This is a genomic window from Pseudomonas sp. S8, assembly GCF_050473925.1.
GTDB lineage: Bacteria > Pseudomonadota > Gammaproteobacteria > Pseudomonadales > Pseudomonadaceae > Aquipseudomonas > Aquipseudomonas parakoreensis.
In genome coordinates this window covers 1223100-1236714 of sequence record NZ_JBFDVZ010000016.1, presented here as the reverse complement: position 1 = coordinate 1236714, position 13615 = coordinate 1223100, and the positions used below count along the sequence as shown (strand labels likewise).

The following is a 13615-nucleotide window of genomic DNA, read 5'->3' as shown; positions in this document are numbered from 1 at the left end:
TGCGCGCGGCACCTGAGGGTGCCGCGCCGCTTTCCGATATTGCTACCGCTTTGAGCAGGAAGATCTCCATGTTTGGTTTTACTCGTAACGGCTGGGTCAACGGCGTGCTGTTGGGCCTGACCTGCAGCGCCACCCTGCCCGCCTTCGCCGATACCGATGCAAACCTGTTGACCCGTAACACCCTGACCGGTGACTGGGGTGGCTTGCGTCACCAGATGGACCAGGACGGGATCAAGTTCACCGGCGATTACACCGGTGAAATGGCTTACAACGCCGATGGCGGCCTGCATCGCTCCGGCCGTTACTCGCAGAACATCAAGCTCGGCGCCCAGTTTGATCTGAGCAAGTTGTATGGCGTGGAGAACGCCGGCAAGGTCCAGTTGACCATCAACGACCGACGCGGCAACAGCGCCTCCGAAGACCTGGTTGGTAACCGTCTGCCGATCCAGGAAAACTACGGCGGCCTCTACACCCGACTGACGGAACTCAGCTACGAGCGCAGTCTGTTCACCCCGGCGCTCAACGTAAAACTCGGCTACATGGCCATGGGCAACGACCTCGGCGGCCTCGACAGCGGCATTCTGTGCAACTTCATGAACGCCGGTTTCTGCGGCCATCCGCTGAACATGTCCGGCGGCAGTGGCTGGACCAACTACCCCAACGCGCACCTGGGCGTGCGGGTGAAGTACGACTTGTCGTCCTCGTGGCAACTGCGCGTGGCCGCGTTCAACGTCGACCCGGAAAGCAACGGCAACTCCAGCCGCGCCTGGCATCTGGGCCCTAAACACACCACCGGCACCGTGGTGCCGATCGAGCTGGTGTACAAGCACGCGGGCCAATTGCCCGGCGAATACAAGCTGGGTTACTACTACGACAGCTCGGACGTGAAACGCATCGGCAGCGACAAAGAAGTCTCCGGGCGTGGCGGGCATTACCTGCTGATTGATCAGGCGGTATGGAGTTCGCAATCGTCCGAGGGCCGCAGCCTGCATGCGTTCGGCCAATACTCGGCAGCCAGCGAGGCGGCTTCGCCATTCAGCAAGTGGTATGGCACCGGTCTGGTGCTGTACAAACCGTTCGAAGGTCGCCCGCGTGACACCGTCGCCCTGGGCTACGGCCGCGCCGTGCCTAACCCGCGCAGCCGCGACGTGCAGCAGGACGCCGCCATGGCCAACGGCACGCAGTTCCCGAACCTGGACAGTGGCGAGCAGTTGATCGAACTCGGCTACGGCTACCAGGCCACGCCTTGGCTGACACTGCGCCCGAACCTGCAATACATCATCGAGCCGGGGGCCTTTTCCGGGCAGGACATCGACAATGCGTTGGTGTTTGGCTTGCAGGTGAAAGCTTCGCTCTGACTTCTGGCAGAACTGCAGGCAATAAAAAACCCGGCGTAATGACCGGGTTTTTTATTGCCTGACAATTGTCGTAACCAAGATGCTCAGTCAACACCGAACCTTTACCCCCAAACCTGCGTCGGAGCTAGGGCGTTAACGCTTACCGCTCGCCACGAGGTTTCCGTTTGAAAGCTGCCATCGTCAAAAAATACCGTCTGATCATCAAGACCATGGGCTACGTGGGCTGGTCGCTGTTCTGGCTGTTGCTCTGGGACATCGCCGTCACCGTCGACTTCATGTTGTTCCTCAACGCCAAGATCAACCTGCCGCTGATGCCGCTGACGCTGCTCGGTTCAGCGCTGGTGGTGCTGATCAGTTTCCGCAACAGCAGCGCGTACAACCGTTGGTGGGAAGCGCGCACGCTGTGGGGCATGATGATCAACAGCTCGCGCAGCTTCGCCCGGCAGGTGCTGACGCTGCTGGATGATCCGCAAAACGAAATCAACCCGGTGAAGGCGACGCTGTTGCGCCGCCATGTGGCGTACGTCAATTGCCTCGCCGCGCACCTGCAAGGTCAGCCTTGCCCGGAGGAGGTCCGCGCGTTTATCCCGGCAGATGAGTTCGCCCGCAGTGGCACCACCAACAACTTCGCCAACGACATCCTCACCGGCTCTGCATCGTTGCTGGCCCGGGAATACAAGGGCGGGCGTCTGGACAGCATTCGTCTGGCGCGGCTGGAATCGACCATGGTCGAGCTGTCCAACAGTCAGGGCGGGATGGAGCGGATCGCCAATACCCCGCTGCCTTACCCTTACGTGTATTTCCCGCGCCTGTTTATCTCGCTGTTCTGCCTGATTGTGCCGGTGGGGCTGGTAGAGTCGCTGGGCTGGTTCACCCCGCTCGCCTCGACCGTGGTGGGCTTCATGCTGCTGGCCATCGAGCGCATCGGCACCGACCTGCAAAGCCCTTTTCGCCATAGTGAGCACCAGATTCAGATGGAGGCTCTGTGCGAAACCATCGAGAAAAACCTGCAGTCGATGCAGCGTGATTCATTGGGGGATGCGCGCAGGGTTGAAGAGACTGTTTAAACACATGCACGCCAGGGCATGACGCCCTGGCGAGTCGCAGGTATTACTTTTTCTTTTTCGCCGGCTTGTCAGCCTTCTTTGCATCCTTGGCCTTTTCCGGCTTGCTATCGGCTTTCTTGGCAGACTTTTTCGGTTCGGCGTCTTTCTTCTTGTCTTTCTTGTCGGAAGACTTGGAAAGCGTGGAGGCTGCCGCCGATTTCTTTTCCGGCGAGGACTTTTTGTCTTTCAAGTCCTTGCTGGCTTTCGAAGCATCGTCTTTTTTGCTTTTCTTCTCGTCTTTAGCCACGTTGACCACCTCTCGGAATGTGCCGGTATTGGCACCAGGCCTGCGCGAATGAACACAAGCTGATCGTTAGGCGTGAGCGTTCGGGCGGGGTTCAGATTATTTGACTCGATCCAGCGCCCTTGACGAAGACTGGCCGTTCAACAAGTTGTCAATAGCACAGTTGTGCGACTGTTCTGGAGATAGCGCAGTGATAGGCTTTTCTGGCGTCACATTACGCGAATGCCCGATCTGTTCAGAAGGCAGGTCGGGGCCGCTGTATAAGCCCGCTGTCAGTTAACTGAAAGGATTCGAACATGAAAAAGCCCATGACAACTCTGGCCATCTGCGCGACGCTTGCTTTCGCCGCAACCGTCACAAACGCTGCCGTGCATCCAACGACCATCACTGCTCCACAGACGGTCAAGCAGGCGACCGCCTCGATTGACACGCCTTTCTCAACCCAGCGAAAAGCCGGAGAAATCCAGACGGCCAGTCTGGCCAGAAGTTGCTCCGATGAGCGCTATTCCTGGTGGGAATTCAGTGGCTGGGAAATAATCGCCTGTCTCGGAAGCGGTCAGTGGTAATTATTCAAACGAGTCTGGTGCGTGACTTATGTGCTGAGCACGCACCAGCGCCTGCCTCAAAAACCCTCCGCTCTGATGCGCCTAAATGCACGCCCCGGCTTGGGGTAATCCTCAAAACATAAAGGTAGGTATGACCGGAATGAACGACAGCCGGAAATTCCAGCGGCTGCTGATCAGGTCATCCGGATGAATCGCCGAGTACTGAATTTCCCCGGAAATTCTCACCGGCAACTTGCCGAAATTGAAGATTCGCCCAGCACCGATACCGATCGGAAACGTGACTTTATTACCGCCCTCGGCCTTCCAGTTGACCGTTACGTTGGGGGTCATGCCGATGCGCCACTGTTCCGGCCCTGGAATCGCTCGCTGAATGAAATACTGCACATTGGTCAGACTGACATCCTTGCGCTTGCTATCACCGCCAACCGACCACCAGTGCTGCGGGAAAACGCCAAGGGTCCAGTCCGGACCAAGGTACGCGGCGACGAACGCCGGGCCCAGCGAGTATTTGCCCGTGCCGAGCACGTCTTCTTCGGCAGTCGGAAACATCGCGGTCGGGCCGAACCCCCAGACCATCTTGCCACCCCCAGCAAAGCGGATCGGTTCCTTGGGCGAGAACACGCCGACGTAGGCCAGGTCACCGAAGCCGCTGGTGCGCTCGAACGGATCCTGTACAACCGAGGTGAAGTCACCGCGATCGTGCAGAATCTCGTTAGGGCCCATGCCGATCAGATTACCGGCCTTGCGGTTGACCGGGGCGCTGACGTAGCTGATCGGCAGGCGGTTGATCAGGTTCCAGTCTTCGCCAAGAGAAATCGGAAAGGTCGGCATGAAACTGTATTTACCGAGCATCCGTGTGCCGTTGCTGTGCGGTCCTTTGAGGGCGGTGTAATCGTATTGGTTGAACAGCAGGACAAGGTTGCCTACCGGATTGTCCATCAGTCTGGATATCTGTTCGGTGGACGGCTCGCAGCCGGCCTTGACCACTTCTTTCAGGTCAATGTCGAAGTCCTGTTGTAGCTGGTGACACTTTTCCGGATCGACCTTGGCCCCTGCAACTGGCGGGGAAGCCAATTCCGGCAGAGGGCTGGCGGCACAGGCCATGCCACTGAGCACGGCCGCGCAGAGTGTCAAACCTGATCGAATCCTTATCGATTGCATCGATTTGCACTCCATTTCACCAGGCGTACTGAAGGCGCAGGGTCCAAGTGTTCACGTCCGGGGAGCTTCTATTGTTTGATCAGATCACTTGGCTTCCAGCTCTGGTCAAAAAACGCCTGTTTCGGCCCATACAGCCGCACGATCACCAGGAAGCCTTTCTCCGGTACGGTCTTGATCCAGTTCTTGCCTTCACCTGGCGATTTCGGCCCGAAGTAGATGTCGGTGGAGCCGTCGCTGTTCTGCGCCGGTTTATCCATCTGATTGAGGGACGGGAACGGTTGACCATTGTCCAGACCTGAGGCGGTCAAGTTGTCATAGGCGGTGACCGACCAGAACAACGCCGCCGGGACATTGGCCGGAAGGTTGAGCTTGTAGGTCTGGGCGCCGTCGAGAAACTTGCCCTCGGCGTCTCGGGTCGTCGCGGGATACTTGGCACCGGCGCCGACCATGTTCATGACCATACCCGGACTGTCCGAATAGGCCGAGGTGAAGAACGCCACGCGCTGCTCGAGATTGGTGAAGCTGCCGCTGGATTGAAACTCGGTGTTCTCCCCGGCGAAGGTGTTCACGTATTGGCGATCCTTGTAGTACAGACCGCCCGGCTCTTTGTACAGCAAGTGACTGGTCACCACTTTGCTCATTTTGAACGCGGTGCGCGCGGCGTCATCCAGCAACTTGCGTCGCTCGGCATCCGGGGCGAAGGGCTTGCCCTTCTCGATGCCAAGGGTGTGCAAGAAGCCGCGCATGTCCATGTCCGCTGGATCGACAGCTTCGGCGTCGATAAAGCGCGACAGCATGTCGAAGTAGCGGCCGTCTTCGGGGAACAGCATGTTGATCGGTGCGCCGGTAGCGTCGGGGAATTGCATCGGCCGGGCTGAGTCCTTCTTGCCCAACGGATAGATCTTCGTGCGCTCGACTTCGGCCACCGGCACGCTAAGGTCTTTCGGGTCCTTGAAGAAGGTGCGCCAGAACAGAAACACGTTGTTGGTGCGCGAACGGTAGACGAATCCCTCGGTCGGCTCCGGCCCCTTGTAATCAGGCGGGAGCAGCACGTAGGTGCCGCCCTTGCCCTTGTCGGGGCCGGCCAGGCCAACGTCACCGCGCCAGGTCCTGCCGTCGATGGTCGGCCCGACAATCGGGCGCTGGAAGAAATCATCGAACATGCCCTGCACGCCGGGCGGTGCTTCGACCACCAGCGGACCGTACTTTGCCAGATCCAGATAGCTCATTGCGTAGACCAGATCGGAGTTTGGCGTGGTCACCAAGGTCTTGGCGTTGATGCGCTTTTTCCAGGTCGGCAAGATGTTGTAGCCCGCGCCAAACTGCTTCTCCGACGCTTCCTTCATCGACCAGATGTTGATCGCCGGCAAGGCCCACAGATACGACTGCACGGCGCGCTGGAACACCAGCTCATCGATCATGCTGCGTGCGGTCGCTTCGGTCGGGAAGCCTTTTTCAAAAGGCTGATTGGCCAGTTCTTCATAGCGCGTCGCGGCATCGGCGAGGCCGCTTAGGGAGAGGCTTACGGCCAGGGCCGTCAGTGAGGTGCGCAAACGGTTCATGGGCTGTCCTTATGAACGCAGTTGGAAAATCGGTTCAGTTGACCTTGACCACCGCCGGTGGCGTCCATTGGCCATTCATCGCGGCCGCTTCCGGCCAATAGGCGCGAACGTAGAGCGAAAAGTCCGCGCCCTTCGGCGCCGGGAGCCAGTTGCTTTCCTTGTCGGCGCCCGGCGAATCGCTCTGCACATAGAGCGTCAGCGAGCCATCGGCGTTGGTCTTGAGCGACTTGTTCTTGGTGCCGAGGGAATAACGCCCCAACGGGTTTTCGGCGAAGAAATGCTGCTGGTTGTACAGCGTCAGCGACCAGAAACCCTTGACCGGTGGCAGCGCACCTTTGGGGAAGGTCACGCTGTAGCGCTGGGCACCATTGAGCCGCACGCCGGACTCGTCCAGATCCTGATAGAAGTACTTGGTCTCGATCTGTTTGTTGACGAAGATGTTCGAACGGGCAACCGCCGTGCGCAGGAAGTAGTCGGTGCCAAACGCTGCGCCGTTGCTGATGGTGCTCCAGTGGTGTGGCAACTGTTGGCCGTAATTGCGGAACTGCAGCAGCGGCTTGACCACTTCGCTGTCAGCCTTTTGCGCTTCGTCGATCATGGCTTTTTTCAGCTCAGGATCGCGCTGAGCGATTTGTGCCAGTACCGACAATTGCGCATAGCGCGCCTCTTCTCCCGGCAGCGGTTTGGCGTCCTTGAGAATCGCCGGCAGCTCATCGAAGAACTTTTCCGGGAGCACCCAGCGCGTTTCCTCGTCACCCGACGCCTCGGCGGGGAATTTCGGCGACTGGCTCCAGTCACGCTGCTTGAGTTTGCCGTCGTATTTGGACAGCGGGTACATGTCGATGCCCGACAAATAGTGTTGGATGGCCTTGCGATCTTCGGCCGTATCGTCCTGGAATACCCGAGGGATCACGAAACCGGTATTGGTCTTTGCACGAAAGACCTGGGTGATGCCCTCAGGCACCTTGCCGTTCCAGTCCGGCCCCACCAGCAGATAGAAGCCCGGTTTGGTGCCGTACATCTTGCCCAGTTCGGCGAAGCTGTCGGAGCGCAGGTCCACCAGTTGGTAGACCCAGAATCGGTCGCCGAAGTCCGGTACCTGAATCACCACCGGTTCGATATCCAACGCAATGCTGCCCGCCCCGTAGACCACGTCCTGGTTCGGACAAGCCACCAGCCTCTCGCCGGGGGAAATGTAATCGGTGAGCATCGACAGATGATTGATCGGCGCTACGGGCACGATTCCGCCCATCAGGCCCGGCTCCGGCAGATCCTTGAATTTCTGCCGCCGGTTGAAAATATTGGCCATCGGCCAACCCCAGAAATACGCCTCACGCGCCATCATCCGTACGTAAGTTTCGGTCACCTTCACATCGGCTTCGGGGCCGGATACCTGCACTACTGGCGAAGTCTGTGCCTGCACGGCAACTGCGCCAAGCAATACAGCAGTCGCGAGCAGGCCGCTGGCGAATAAAGATGTTTTGTTCATACAGAAGGCATCCTTGCTTGGGACGGTTTCTCAGTGAATCAATCTTCCAGCGACAGATTGAACATTAGAAAAAACTAGCAGAGGAAATGAGATCGGCCAGAAAAGGTATGAAAAATTACGATCCTATTTCCATTTCTGATAACTGCTCCTCAGCTCTTGGCCGACATTCCAAGCTGAAGGCAAGAACTCTGATAAAGATCGCGACGGAAGAAAGGCATCATTCAGCCGCCTTGCGTCGCTCGGTCGAAACCGGGCTGTGGACGCCGATCAGCATTTCTGTAATTGCCACGGATCGCCAAGGCGCTCGAAGTGATAAGTGAAGAACTGCATCACTATCTGCGCTTGAACGACCACTGAGGAAACTGATCCACTGGCAATGATGGAATGTCAGTGAATGAAGTCAAACGTCCGCTTCAGCCATTCGCTGACGTTCGACTTTCTCCATCAACCAAGAACGACGATAGAGGTTTCACTCATACCTGCGCCAATCCCTGCCCGCCACAGCGGAATAATCGCGACTTATTGGCCTCGCTCTGAATCATCCGGCGCGAACGCTTTGGCAGCGGCCACGGTATCGAGGGATTCGCGCAGCAGCTGAATTTTGCCGTCTTTGGCCACCAGGCGGCCGGCGTACATTTGCCGGTAGAGGCGCCCAGTGGCAGGCACCAAGGCCTCTACGCTGTATTCGGCAAACGCCTGATCGGGTGTGTCGATCAAAAAGCGCACATTGCGAAATTTGAAATCCGGCACTTTACCGAGCAACGAGCCGATGAATCCCTCGATGGCGGCAGGGCCTTGAACGCGATGGGGTATGCCCAGCGACGCCAGGTACGGCAACTCGAGCACGCCATCCTCCGCGAAAAGTGCTGCCGCCAGGTACGGCGTCTGAATGGCATCCAGGTAATTTTGCAGTAACTCCACGGCATTTTTCATGACGACTTTCTCCGAAACGCATAAGGGACGAGCACACTGCAGGTGCTGACCTGACTACGTTAAGGGACCCCTTCGATTTCAAAAACAGACGTTAATGAAAATCATCGTTTCATAATTGAAAGCCATGTGCGCAACGTCTCATGACGGCCATCGCCATTCGGGCTGGCTTAAATGTTCGGCAAAAAAGTCCGACAGCGCTTTGATTTTCACAGGCCGTGTACGCGCCGAGGGGGTGACGAAATACAAACCGCCACGGGCCATGCTCCATTGCGGTAACACCACCACCAAACGCCCGTCTTTCAAGTACTCGCTGGCGATAAATTCCGGCAGTTCGGCGATAGCCAAGCCCTCAAGCAACACCGGCAATAACGCATCCGAGTTGGTCACCCTCAGCGGGCCGCTGGGCACCACGTCTTCTTCGCTGCCGTCTTTATGGGTGAACCGCCACACTTGGCTGCGGGCCCGGTAGGCATAACTCAGGCACGTGCGGGACGCGAGTTCGCGGGGGTGGCCAGGGTGGCCATGAGCGTCCAGATAAGCCGGTGAAGCGACCAGGTATTGAGTGACGGCACACAGTCGCCGTGCAACCAGCGAGGAATCCGGCAATACGGCGATGCGCAAGGCGGCATCGAAGCCCTCGGCGATCAGGTCTACCGAGGCATCTGAAAGGTGCAAGTCAATCGACAGCTCGGGATACTGGCGCAGCAATTGCGGCATCAGCGGTGCCACCCAACGCAAGCCAAACGACATGGGTATCGCCAAGCGTACTTGGCCGCGGGGCTGGACCGATAAATCCTGAGCCTCGCTTTCTACCTCTTCAGCCTGCCGATAAATCTCACCCGCCTTGGCCGCCATACTCGCGCCGAACTCGGTGAGCGCCAGTTGCCGCGACGTACGGTTGAACAAGCGCCCACCCAAACGCGCCTCCAACCGCGCGACCGCCCGCGATACCGTTGGCACCGACACGCTCATGACGCGCGCCGCGCCGGCGAACGAGCCCTCTTCGGCCACCTTGGCAAACATTGCCAACCCTTCGAAATCCGGAAGTCTGCTCATTTCATTTCTGCAACGATAGGTTTCAGGCAATTCTATTTTGAAAGTTTTTCCCCGTCGATAAGCTTCTCCCACACCGCAACTCACTCAATCGAAATACGGGAGAAACACCATGACTAACAAACTCGAAGGCAAAATTGCGTTGGTAACCGGCGGCACTACAGGCATCGGTCTGGCCACCGCCAAACGCTTCGCTCAGGAAGGCGCTCACGTCTATATCACGGGCCGTCGCCAAGCAGAACTGGACGCCGCTGTTACCGCAGTTGGCAACGCCACCGGCGTGCAGGTGGACTCCACCAACCTTGATCAGCTGGACGCGTTGTATCGCCAGATTGGCGCGACCCACGGCCGAATCGACGTGCTGTTCGCCAATGCTGGCGGTGGATCCATGCTGCCGCTGGGTGACATCACGGAACAGCAGTACGACGACACCTTCAATCGCAACGTAAAAGGCGTGCTGTTCACTGTGCAAAAGGCGCTGCCGCTGCTGGCTCCAAAAGCCTCGGTGATTCTCACCGGCTCTACGGCAGGCAGTTCGGGCACGGCCGCCTTCAGTGTGTACGCCGCGTCCAAGGCCGCCGTGCGCTCGTTTGCCCGCAACTGGATTCTGGATTTGAAAGACCGCCAGGTGCGCGTCAACACCATCAGCCCCGGCGCCACCCGCACGCCTGGCCTGGTTGATTTGGCCGGCCCTGATGCCGCTCAACAGCAGGGCTTGCTCGACTACCTGGCGTCGCTGATCCCCATGGGGCGTGTCGGTGAAGCGGATGAAATTGCCAGCGCCGCGTTGTTCCTGGCCTCGGATGACGCCAGTTTCGTCAACGGTATCGAGCTGTTTGTTGACGGCGGCCAAGCGCAAATCTGAGCAGTCAGCGGGCGACTGTTGCGGTCGCCCGCCACCCATTCATGAGGATCCGTTTATGAACACATTGCACTGGGCCCTGCTTGCCGCCACCCTGCCCTTGGCTGCCGGTACTTTGGCAGCGCCCTCGACTCCGCAGAGCCCACCCGCCATGAACTCCGCCGCACCGCTTCAGGTTTCAGCCATCGATCATGTCGGCATCAATGTGCCGGATATCGACGAAGCCACACGCTTTTTCTCCGCGCTGATGGGCGCACGGGTGATCTCGGATATCAGCCCTGGCAAGATCCCGGATCAGTGGAAAAGCCAATTCCGCTGGCACCGCTCCAGCGAGCTGCAACGCTTTGTGATGCTGCAAATGGACGGCGGCGCGAAGTTGGAGTTGTTTCAGTACCAAGGCTCTGAAATCAATCAGGTTCAACCCCATGGCGACGACGCCGGAGCCAGCCATGTGGCCTTGCGCACCGCCGATATTGACGGCAGCCTGGCTACCCTCAAGCGCCTGAATGTGACCATTCTCAACGAGCCCATTACCAACCCGGACGGCGTTCGCTGGTTCTATTTTCAGGCGCCGTGGGGCACGCAGATTGAGCTGGTGTCGCTGCCGCACAACGTCGGGGGCTGACCCCGCCGTTTACGAAAAACTTGTGGCTGATTAACAATCCGCCAACAGGACGGTAAGGCCCCGGTGGCAGGCACACCTATCTACATAGTTCTACCGCTGGCTTGCTCATAGCTCGAAAGGAAATGCCGCCACTGCGACTCATCCCAGAAAGAATGCCGTCTGAGTTGGGGAATGTCGTGACGCGCCGCGCCCATTGCAGTAGCACGACCGCGAGACTTCTCCAGGTCAAGCAGCGCCAGTTCGAAATCGAAGTCAGCGTCAGTAATCGACGCCTTGATAAAGATGTGTTTGGAACGCATGCAACCGTGTTGCCATTTGCCCGAGTGCAGCCGCGCCAGCATTTGCGCTAAACGTTCAAGCAGTCGCAGATGTTGCGCTGTGGTCAACAGGCTTGCAGCGCCCTGGCCATACCAGGTATCCAGATCGATGAAGCCGCCCAGGTCTTCGGTAACCAGAACACCCTGCCATAGGCCGTCAACTTTTCTCGCACCATAAAATACCGGCCTTGGTGCATTCACGCCCAGTTGCTCAAGTCTTGAAAGGGCAACGCCTTCACGCAATGCGGTGGGTCGGCCAGTGGGGTAACGCAGACTGCGGAACAAATGGCCGGTCTGACGCTTTACAAAAAACGTCTTGTCACCTTGAACAATCAGCTGGACACCGCTGGTGCCGCTGCGGCGCACATTCGGCGGTTCCACCCACGACCCGGACGTACCCCACCAAAAATCAAACTCATCGCGTGCCCTGCCCATTGTGTGCTCCATTTTTTGTAGAAATTGTTTCGTGCGACGTCGCAACAGCAGCTCAGTCTATTTGTGGACGTTAATAGTTCCCTATTTATCGTGGATGTTAGGGCCATCTTGAGGCTTTTACGCAGCGATGTGACAGAAATTGGCATGGAAGGTATTTATCCCTTCTGGGAGACCTTTGCTCGCAACGTCACATTCAGATACCGGCAGAGCGCGGTCGACACATCGAGTGACTGATGAGTGAGCCTCATAAACCCTTGCCGATTTACCCGTCTAGTACCCTTACTCACGCTCGCTTACTGTGCTCCCAACGTCTGACGGGAGATCGACATGCACAAGCGCACACTCGGAAACAGTTCACTGCAAGTGTCAGCTTTGGGCTTTGGCTGCATGGGCTTGAGCCATGGCTACGGTCCAGCGACAGAAACGGCGCAAGCGATCTCGCTGATTCGCACGGCCGTTGACCTAGGCGTCACCTTCTTCGATACCGCCGAGTTCTACGGCCCTTATCTCAATGAGCAAGTCGTCGGCGAGGCGCTGTCCCCGGTTCGTGACCAGGTCGTGATCGCCACCAAATTCGGCTTCGCCGTCGGTGCTGACAACACAAAGCAGACTCTGGACAGCCGGCCCGAACGTATTCGGGTCGCCGTCGAAGGTTCGCTGCGCCGACTGAAAACCGATTACATCGATTTGCTTTACCAACACCGCGTCGATCCGGACGTGCCGATCGAAGACGTCGCCGGGACGGTGAAAGACCTGATTAGCGAAGGCAAGGTCAAGCATTTCGGCCTGTCGGAGGCCGGTGCACAGACCATTCGCCGTGCGCACGCGGTGCAGCCGCTCACGGCGCTGCAAAGCGAATACTCGCTGTGGTGGCGCGAGCCCGAACAGGAAATCCTGCCGACGCTTTGGGAGTTGGGCATCGGCTTCGTGCCGTTCAGCCCTTTGGGCAAGGGCTTTCTCACGGGCACGGTGTCGGCGGAGGCCACTTACGGCAGCGACGATTTCCGCAGCATCGTGCCGCGCTTCAGCCAAGCGGCGCTGCAAGCCAATCAGGGGATGGTGGTACTGATTCGCCAGATCGCCGCGCAGAAACACGCAACACCGGCGCAGATCGCTTTGGCCTGGCTGCTGGCGCAGGCACCGTGGATCGTACCGATTCCGGGCACGACCAAGCTGCATCGCCTGGAAGAAAACCTCGGCGGCGCGGACATCACGCTCGATGCCGCCGAGCTGAAGGCGATTGATGTTGCGCTGGCGCAGATCCGCATCGAAGGCGAGCGCTATCCCGAGGCCCTTAAAGCGCGTGTCGGTCGATGAGCAACGATCACGATCCGCTGCGGCGCACGGTGATCGCCGCACTGGCCAGCGCTCCGCTGTTGTCGCTCGCCGACACGCAAGGCGCCAGTGAAACACCGCGCTCAGGCTCGCGGATTCTGGTCGCGTACTTTTCGCGCTCGGGCAATACCCGCGTGGTTGCCGGGCTGATCCAGCGTGGACTGGGTGCCGATCTGTTCGAGATTCGCCCGGCCCGCGCCTACCCCGAGGACTATCTGCAAACCGTGGAACAGGCGCGTCAGGAGCGTGACAGCGGCTTCGAACCCGAACTGCAAAACAAGGTTCACGCCCTCAGCGACTACGACACGATTTATCTCGGCTTTCCGATCTGGGGTGAAACCGCGCCGCCGATCGTGCGCACCTTCCTCAGCGCCCACGACCTGACCGGCAAGACCCTCATCCCCTTCAACACCCACGGCGGTTATGGCTTGGGCAACAGTCGCAGCGTGCTCGTCAAGCACGCACCGAAGACTAAGGTTCTGGAAGGTTTTGTGATGGAGGGTGAGCAAGAGCGCAAGACCATGGAGCGCGTGAATGGCTGGCTGAGCGATCACCCCCTCGCGCGTTAA

At 58.6% G+C, this 13615-nt stretch carries 15 protein-coding genes; 8 read left to right on the top strand and 7 right to left on the bottom strand.

Translation table 11 applies throughout. The features are described from left to right. The first annotated feature begins 68 nt into the window (after window positions 1-68). Both AB1J88_RS06835 and AB1J88_RS06830 read left to right on the top strand, forming a co-directional pair. Window positions 69-1358: a carbohydrate porin gene (locus AB1J88_RS06835; RefSeq protein ID WP_108182723.1), complete on the top strand. Its 1290-nt coding sequence runs from the start codon at window positions 69-71 to the stop codon at window positions 1356-1358. A 164-nt stretch (window positions 1359-1522) separates the two neighbouring features. Further along, on the top strand, window positions 1523-2425 hold the full coding sequence (locus AB1J88_RS06830; RefSeq protein WP_430290585.1) for a bestrophin family protein: 903 nt from the start codon (window positions 1523-1525) through the stop codon (window positions 2423-2425). A 43-nt stretch (window positions 2426-2468) separates the two neighbouring features. On the opposite strand, the gene AB1J88_RS06825 is transcribed toward AB1J88_RS06830, so the two are convergent. Beyond that, entirely contained in the window at window positions 2469-2720 is a 252-nt protein-coding gene (locus tag AB1J88_RS06825; protein WP_174376762.1) for a hypothetical protein, read from the bottom strand. Between the two features lie 284 nt (window positions 2721-3004). Here AB1J88_RS06825 and AB1J88_RS06820 point away from each other — a divergent pair, with 284 nt between their 5' ends. Continuing rightward, window positions 3005-3274 carry a hypothetical protein gene (locus AB1J88_RS06820; RefSeq protein ID WP_108182725.1) on the top strand — a complete coding sequence of 90 codons (270 nt, stop codon included), beginning with the start codon at window positions 3005-3007 and terminating at the stop codon, window positions 3272-3274. A gap of 111 nt (window positions 3275-3385) precedes the next feature. Here AB1J88_RS06820 and AB1J88_RS06815 read toward each other — a convergent pair whose 3' ends face one another. The 3 genes from AB1J88_RS06815 to AB1J88_RS06805 form a co-directional block, all read right to left on the bottom strand. Further along, the gene (locus tag AB1J88_RS06815; protein ID WP_198758069.1) at window positions 3386-4435 is read right to left on the bottom strand and encodes a hypothetical protein; all 1050 of its coding nucleotides are present in this window, start codon (window positions 4433-4435) and stop codon (window positions 3386-3388) included. A gap of 68 nt (window positions 4436-4503) precedes the next feature. Next, a complete protein-coding gene (locus AB1J88_RS06810; protein WP_108182726.1) occupies window positions 4504-5997 on the bottom strand; it encodes a DUF1254 domain-containing protein in 1494 nt (497 codons plus the stop codon). Between the two features lie 34 nt (window positions 5998-6031). Then, window positions 6032-7486, bottom strand: a complete 1455-nt coding sequence (locus AB1J88_RS06805; protein WP_430290584.1) for a DUF1254 domain-containing protein — start codon at window positions 7484-7486, stop codon at window positions 6032-6034. A gap of 107 nt (window positions 7487-7593) precedes the next feature. On the opposite strand from AB1J88_RS06805, the gene AB1J88_RS06800 reads away from it, so the two are divergent. Then, a complete protein-coding gene (locus AB1J88_RS06800; protein WP_430290583.1) occupies window positions 7594-7806 on the top strand; it encodes a hypothetical protein in 213 nt (70 codons plus the stop codon). A gap of 199 nt (window positions 7807-8005) precedes the next feature. Here the strand turns inward: AB1J88_RS06800 and AB1J88_RS06795 are convergent, their stop codons facing one another. Next, entirely contained in the window at window positions 8006-8419 is a 414-nt protein-coding gene (locus tag AB1J88_RS06795; protein ID WP_182401144.1) for a nuclear transport factor 2 family protein, read from the bottom strand. A gap of 138 nt (window positions 8420-8557) precedes the next feature. Then, window positions 8558-9475 (bottom strand): LysR family transcriptional regulator, encoded by a 918-nt coding sequence (locus AB1J88_RS06790; protein WP_086791248.1) that lies wholly within the window; start codon window positions 9473-9475, stop codon window positions 8558-8560. Window positions 9476-9584: 109 nt separating this feature from the next. Between AB1J88_RS06790 and AB1J88_RS06785 the strand changes: the two genes are divergently transcribed. After that, window positions 9585-10337: an SDR family NAD(P)-dependent oxidoreductase gene (locus AB1J88_RS06785; protein ID WP_041063981.1), complete on the top strand. Its 753-nt coding sequence runs from the start codon at window positions 9585-9587 to the stop codon at window positions 10335-10337. 55 nt (window positions 10338-10392) lie between these two features. Then, a complete protein-coding gene (locus AB1J88_RS06780; RefSeq protein WP_041063983.1) occupies window positions 10393-10959 on the top strand; it encodes a VOC family protein in 567 nt (188 codons plus the stop codon). A gap of 80 nt (window positions 10960-11039) precedes the next feature. Here AB1J88_RS06780 and AB1J88_RS06775 read toward each other — a convergent pair whose 3' ends face one another. Then, window positions 11040-11711 carry a lipopolysaccharide kinase InaA family protein gene (locus tag AB1J88_RS06775; protein WP_041063985.1) on the bottom strand — a complete coding sequence of 224 codons (672 nt, stop codon included), beginning with the start codon at window positions 11709-11711 and terminating at the stop codon, window positions 11040-11042. Between the two features lie 327 nt (window positions 11712-12038). Here AB1J88_RS06775 and AB1J88_RS06770 point away from each other — a divergent pair, with 327 nt between their 5' ends. Then, on the top strand, window positions 12039-13028 hold the full coding sequence (locus AB1J88_RS06770) for an aldo/keto reductase (protein WP_430290582.1): 990 nt from the start codon (window positions 12039-12041) through the stop codon (window positions 13026-13028). Then, complete coding sequence (locus AB1J88_RS06765; protein ID WP_430290581.1) at window positions 13025-13615, top strand: flavodoxin; 591 nt, start codon at window positions 13025-13027, stop codon at window positions 13613-13615. The genes AB1J88_RS06770 and AB1J88_RS06765 overlap by 4 nt, the downstream gene beginning before the upstream one ends.

Excerpts from the sequence above, each read along its gene's own strand:
- AB1J88_RS06790 (WP_086791248.1), bottom strand. The coding sequence starts at position 9,475 with ATGAGCAGACTTCCGGATTTCGAAGGGTTGGCAATGTTTGCCAAGGTG.
- AB1J88_RS06780 (WP_041063983.1), top strand. The coding sequence starts at position 10,393 with ATGAACACATTGCACTGGGCCCTGCTTGCCGCCACCCTGCCCTTGGCT.
- AB1J88_RS06800 (WP_430290583.1), top strand. The coding sequence starts at position 7,594 with ATGAAAAATTACGATCCTATTTCCATTTCTGATAACTGCTCCTCAGCT.
- AB1J88_RS06770 (WP_430290582.1), top strand. The coding sequence starts at position 12,039 with ATGCACAAGCGCACACTCGGAAACAGTTCACTGCAAGTGTCAGCTTTG.
- AB1J88_RS06820 (WP_108182725.1), top strand. The coding sequence starts at position 3,005 with ATGAAAAAGCCCATGACAACTCTGGCCATCTGCGCGACGCTTGCTTTC.
- AB1J88_RS06810 (WP_108182726.1), bottom strand. The coding sequence starts at position 5,997 with ATGAACCGTTTGCGCACCTCACTGACGGCCCTGGCCGTAAGCCTCTCC.
- AB1J88_RS06805 (WP_430290584.1), bottom strand. The coding sequence starts at position 7,486 with ATGAACAAAACATCTTTATTCGCCAGCGGCCTGCTCGCGACTGCTGTA.
- AB1J88_RS06795 (WP_182401144.1), bottom strand. The coding sequence starts at position 8,419 with ATGAAAAATGCCGTGGAGTTACTGCAAAATTACCTGGATGCCATTCAG.
- AB1J88_RS06765 (WP_430290581.1), top strand. The coding sequence starts at position 13,025 with ATGAGCAACGATCACGATCCGCTGCGGCGCACGGTGATCGCCGCACTG.
- AB1J88_RS06775 (WP_041063985.1), bottom strand. The coding sequence starts at position 11,711 with ATGGGCAGGGCACGCGATGAGTTTGATTTTTGGTGGGGTACGTCCGGG.
- AB1J88_RS06815 (WP_198758069.1), bottom strand. The coding sequence starts at position 4,435 with ATGCAATCGATAAGGATTCGATCAGGTTTGACACTCTGCGCGGCCGTG.
- AB1J88_RS06785 (WP_041063981.1), top strand. The coding sequence starts at position 9,585 with ATGACTAACAAACTCGAAGGCAAAATTGCGTTGGTAACCGGCGGCACT.
- AB1J88_RS06835 (WP_108182723.1), top strand. The coding sequence starts at position 69 with ATGTTTGGTTTTACTCGTAACGGCTGGGTCAACGGCGTGCTGTTGGGC.